Origin of the sequence: Microcystis sp. T1-4 (assembly GCF_000297435.1) — a bacterium.
Lineage (GTDB): Bacteria > Cyanobacteriota > Cyanobacteriia > Cyanobacteriales > Microcystaceae > Microcystis.
Map to the genome: position 1 here is coordinate 1 of NZ_CAIP01000064.1, position 5,149 is coordinate 5,149.

At 45.3% G+C, this 5,149-nt stretch carries 4 protein-coding genes and 2 pseudogenes; all 6 read right to left on the reverse strand.

Annotation, left to right across the window (positions count from 1 at the left end; translation table 11 throughout):
• Positions 1 to 202 precede the first annotated feature (202 nt).
• A pseudogene (locus MICAI_RS26805) lies at positions 203 to 340 on the reverse strand (ISNCY family transposase); the annotation flags it as partial.
• Positions 341 to 545: 205 nt separating this feature from the next.
• Positions 546 to 908, reverse strand: a pseudogene (locus MICAI_RS03615) (class I SAM-dependent DNA methyltransferase); the annotation flags it as partial.
• A gap of 174 nt (positions 909 to 1,082) precedes the next feature.
• Positions 1,083 to 1,826, reverse strand: coding sequence for a DUF1995 family protein (locus MICAI_RS03620; RefSeq protein ID WP_008197882.1), 744 nt, complete (start codon positions 1,824 to 1,826; stop codon positions 1,083 to 1,085).
• A 356-nt stretch (positions 1,827 to 2,182) separates the two neighbouring features.
• Positions 2,183 to 2,455, reverse strand: a complete 273-nt coding sequence (locus MICAI_RS03625; RefSeq protein WP_008197884.1) for a hypothetical protein — start codon at positions 2,453 to 2,455, stop codon at positions 2,183 to 2,185.
• A gap of 5 nt (positions 2,456 to 2,460) precedes the next feature.
• The gene (locus tag MICAI_RS03630; protein ID WP_008197886.1) at positions 2,461 to 3,237 is read right to left on the reverse strand and encodes a hypothetical protein; all 777 of its coding nucleotides are present in this window, start codon (positions 3,235 to 3,237) and stop codon (positions 2,461 to 2,463) included.
• A 121-nt stretch (positions 3,238 to 3,358) separates the two neighbouring features.
• Entirely contained in the window at positions 3,359 to 5,104 is a 1,746-nt protein-coding gene (locus tag MICAI_RS03635) for a diflavin flavoprotein (RefSeq protein WP_008197888.1), read from the reverse strand.
• Positions 5,105 to 5,149 lie beyond the last annotated feature (45 nt).

A 5,149-nucleotide genomic window follows, 5' to 3' on the forward strand; every position in this document is an offset into this window, starting at 1 on the left:
ATGGTTCTTCGTTACTTCGTATGGTTCGATCAGGGGGCAGAAATCGGCTAAATCCTTATCTGGCAAGGGACTTAATTGATTAGCTCGTTCTAGATTGAAAACAATTGGCAAAAATCGCAGCCATGTCTTTCTATATAAGGGTTTCACCCCTTATAACTCCCGTCCATTGCATAACACAAACCGAAGAACCGAGTTTATCAATTAATTGTTTGGTTTCGTCAGAGACGGTTTTATTAGTGGGATTGATCACAAACTGACGACCACACTCTTTACATTGACGTTTGGGTTTTCCATTATGAATAGAACCATTCTTAATCCTATGGTGAGAACCACAATTAGGGTTTGCTGAATAAGTACGGGCGAAGCATTCGGATAGAAAATCTACCTTTTCACCGATAGGTTATTGTCCGAATGCTTCGCCCCTACAGGACGCGGGCCGATGAAGACGCAAGGTTTTGAAGCACGATTCTCTCAAAATCTTGCACCTGTGGGAGCGAGAAAAGCCACAAAACCCTTACCTTGCCTACATTTGACCTTTATTCAGCAAGCCCTAACTGCTGAAAAGCCTTAGTGTTGAGATTATCCAGTCTTGGCATTTCTGCATTTATTGTCCGAGTAGGCTTCTTAGTCTCAAAAATGACCCCCACTGGACTTTTAACATCCTGGTTATTATGAATCACCAGATCAATGCGCTCTTTTGTATTGATAAAATAGCGATCGGTATAATAGGTATTTTTTTTAAAATCTATCAGCAAATTTTTATTAAACTCTTCGGACTTTTTGCTGTCACATTGCTCCAACAAGCGCGTCAAATTAGCTTGAAAAACCTGAATTGTTTCAGCCTCAGGCTTGATTTTCAAGTACACCCGATTTAAGGCTTGTTTGAGTTCTCGCTTATTGACAATCATAAAAGTTTACCTCTAGGGAAACTACCGATTAATTTTAATTATAGCATTGCCAAATGATCGGTTAAAATAGAAGGATAAAAGTTGCAATCGAGGTCAATCTGTAGAAGCCAAGAATTTCTAACAGCAATGGGGAAAAAATCCCCCGTCACAGCCTAGCTTGACGGGGGGAGTATGTCACTGTTGTAATGCTTTTAAGAAGCGTCCCATAGTGGCAAATAAACCGGACTTTTTGGCTTTATTAACAGGATTAGAACTATCATTAGGATTATTACTAGAAGCTTTCAGAATCAGATTTTCTAAAGCTTCGCCCATGGGTTTAGTGGATTGTTCGGAAATTAACTCGTAACCGTCTTCTTTTTCCAGCCAAACTTGCCACAAGGAAGGATAGGAACGATACACGATCGCTGATTCCAAGGGACGAAAATAATAACAACTTTCTAGGGTACTTAAAAATCTTTCTCGCAATTGTCGGGCTGCGTAACCGATACCCACCACCGATACATCTTCCAATTGGGGAATTAGAAGAACTACGGGGCGATCTTCGGCCAAGTTACAGAGTTTTTCTACGGAATTAATCTCCACCGAGGAGGGACAAACAACTAAAAAAGCTTCATCTTCGGGCTTAATTTTGTTTTCGATGGGAATAAAACGACTACCTAAATCTCCCAGTTGAAAAACTGTTTCTCCCCAATCCCGTCGAGCTAACATGGCGGCCCCGGTATCGGGAAAAATTACCCTTAAACCAGAACCATAACTGTCAAAAATAGAGGTAAAATCAAGGGCTAAAGCTTGCGCTTGCAGGGCAATTTCTGGGATAACTAATTCCACTTGTACGCATCTAGCTCCCGATTCTAGAGCCAGTTGGGTGGCGGCTTTCGCTTGCAGGATCGTTTCTTCTAGGGAATTGGGTAGGGTCATTTCAGTTATCAGTGAGCAGTGAGCAGTTATCAGTGAGCAGTGAGCAGTTATCAGTGACTACCTCTGCGTCGGTGGCTTAAAATCAGAAAGATTTTAATTTTTATAAAAGGCAGGGTTGATTCATGAATGAACCCTACGTCCTGTAGGGGCGAAGCATTCGGGCAATAACCTATCGGTGAAACCGTAGATTTTCTATCCGAATGCTTCGCCCGTACTTTTTGCCGCAAACCCTACTTAAGTTTATATGAAGTGTGAGGAGATTTGGCATCATCCCCAGCATTAAGATAAATCCTATAAGATATTTTTAGTTTTTAAGAAGAAAGTCGGTAATCGGGGAAAAGGTGAGGAGAGAAAGCTTAGGAAAGCTGATAGGGGCCGTGACGTTGGGCATAATAATCGAGAATTGCCGCAACCAGAGTGCGATCGCTTTCCTGAAAAGTCTCAGTATAGTTAATTTCGAGACTACCGATCTGACTTTGATGATAATCGAATTGTTGGAACTGCTGGGCAGTTAGATGGGTTTCCACACCCTGAACCTGTTGTAAATGGCTGGCTAACTCCCGATAGATAGCCAAGGGCATTTGGGGATAAATAATGGTTTGTTTTTGTTGAATAGCAATCGATCGCACGGGTTTTATTCTCCTGATTCGGAAACATTATAGCTGATCGAGGCTTGCGGTGCGGTGGCTGGTTCGGGGACACCATCCCCTAAACGACGGGTAATAGTTTGACCGTATTGTTCTAAGACAATATAGGGATTGTCGGGATTAGTATTGATCGCTTTAACTAAAATTAAACCATTAGAGAGGCTAGAACCGGGGATAACTCGACGTTCCGTAGCTTCTCCGGGGGCTTTCACGATCGCCATGGCAGTGGTAGGTAACTGGACGATGCCCGATACTTGTACTGCTTCCGCTTCTGTCGGTTGCGGTGGTGGTGGCGGCCCTTTAACTATCGGTGGTTCGGGGTTGGGAGGATTGCCCCTGGGTGCGGCTGCGGGGGTGGAACGATTGCCCGTGGCTGCGGCTGCGGGGGTGGAACGATTGCCCATTGCTGCGGGTGCGGTGGCCGCCGGAGTCCCAGCTGGGGGTTTTTCCGCCACTGTAATTGTAATATTTGGTTGTAGGGGAAAGGGGGCAAAGGGATCGCTGCGACCGCGATTAATTTCTGCCCGTTTTTGGTCGGGATCGGTAGCGGGAATCAATCCCGCTGCTACCCTTGGGGGGGTTGGTTTGGTGGCTGGTTTCATGGCACCCCTAAAGGTGGCAGGTGGGGCAGCTGGGGGACTAGGAGGGGGGGTGGGGGTTTCTTGGCTGGGTGGTGGGGATTGATTAGCTTGGTTGGAAGCTGGACATCCCACCAACAATAAGGCAACACTCCCCACCGATAGGAGTAGCGGCAATTTTTTCATGGGGAAACAAAGACAAAATGGCCCGGTCGGGCAACCTTGGATACTAACATAACATTTGTTCCCCAGAAATCTAGGCCGATGATAGGGGGAAAGTCAGGAACTTGACCCCCCCAGTCCAGTTTTAATACTGACTACCGGATTTGCGATGACCGATGGCGGTGACACCGTTACCATCCAAAACTTGACCCCGCTCGACGGTGGCATAGACTAACCAGCGATCGCCACAGAGTTGTCGCTCTTTGACCGTACACTCTAGATAGGCGAGACTTTCGCTTAAAATCAGACAGCCATTTTCCCCGACTTGGGTTTCTAATCCCATAAAGACATCGCCGCCGGATTTGATGCAATTGGAAAAATGGCGGCGTAAATTGCGCCCTTCCTTAAGAATATTCAAGGTAAAAGTGGTTCCGGAGTTAATTAGGCGATCGGCGGCTTGTTCGTCAGCAACGGCGATAATTAGCCCCGGGGGGTTAAAACTGGCTTGGGATACCCAAGAGGTCAAGAAACCAGCATGAGCCTCGCCCTGACGACTGGTGAGAACACAGAGGGAACCGACGATCCGACCAACGGCCTGGGCAGTGCGATCAATCTGTGTTTCGGTCATTCCCTGTTGGGGAACCCGAAATTTTTTGGTTTTTTTCAAGGTGTGGGCGAAGGTTTCTCCGGCTAAATAACCTGCCTGTAAACTGCTTTCTGTGGGGTTAAAACGCACGCGCAAGGATTCAAAACCGAGGCGATAATTGGCATCTTTGAGTTTAGTTTCAATTAAATCTACCGCTTCCCCACTCCAACCATAGGAACCAAAAACCCCAGCTAATTTAGTTTTTGCTGCCGTGGAAAGAACGATTCCTAAAGCGGTTTGGATCTGGGTGGGAGCGTGACCGGCTAAGGTGGGAGAACCGATAATAAATCCGTCACAATTTTCGATCGCTTGACTAATTTCGGCGGGGGTGGCAAACTCACAATTTATTGATTCTACGGCCAGATCATTTTCTAGTAATCCTCGTTCGATCGAGCGGGCCAGGGTGGCAGTATTTCCGTAGGCAGAAGCATATAATAAAGCCACTTGTAGGGGTCGAGTTTTTTGTTCTTGACACCAATAACGATAATCGTGGGCAAGACGACTAAGACTATAACGAATTATCGGACCATGGGCAGGTGCATAATATTGGGCAGGAAATTCTTTAATTTTGTCGAGGGCCGTTTCTACTGGTTTTGATTGCACGGCATGGAGACAATCAAAATAATAACGACGATCTGCGTCTAATTCTTTCCAATTTTTATCCCAAAGCTCATCACTGCACAGATGCACACTAAAGAATTTATCGCTGTATAAAATTTGGGTTTTTTGATCAAAAGTGCAGATTCCATCAGACCAGCGTGGGGTAGGGACATTAATAAAACTGAGTTGATGACCCTGCCCTAAATCAAGGATTTCATCGGTTCGTATGCCCACAATTTGGGCATCAGGCAAGGCATTTTTCAGGGTATTGACGGCAGCTTTAGAACAGAGGATGGTGATTTGATGGGTTGCGGCTAATAATGCCTTTAAAGTGACGATACGGTTGGGATTAACGTGACTGAGAATTAGATAATCGAGACGATGTAAGGGGACATATTGACGAATTTCTTCTAAATAAATTTCGGTGAAGGATTCTCCGGGAGGATCGATTAATGCGGTTTTATCGCCCCGGATAAGATAGGAATTGGCGGTGGTTCCCCGTTGACGAGCATATTCTATTTCAAATTTTAATCTGTCCCAAGTACGCGAGCGAAAAACCCAAGTTTGATCGGCAATTTCTGCGGTTTGAACATCGCGGGAGCGATTATTGATAGCAGGATTGGGAATTAAGGTAGTAGTGGTCATAGTTGTTAATTTGGTTATTAGTTGTACTGATAACTGATAACTGAT

Bases quoted from the DNA above. Each gene is read 5' to 3' on its own strand.
- MICAI_RS03620 (WP_008197882.1), bottom strand. From the start codon at position 1,826: ATGACCCTACCCAATTCCCTAGAAGAAACGATCCTGCAAGCGAAAGCC.
- MICAI_RS03630 (WP_008197886.1), bottom strand. From the start codon at position 3,237: ATGAAAAAATTGCCGCTACTCCTATCGGTGGGGAGTGTTGCCTTATTG.
- MICAI_RS03635 (WP_008197888.1), bottom strand. From the start codon at position 5,104: ATGACCACTACTACCTTAATTCCCAATCCTGCTATCAATAATCGCTCC.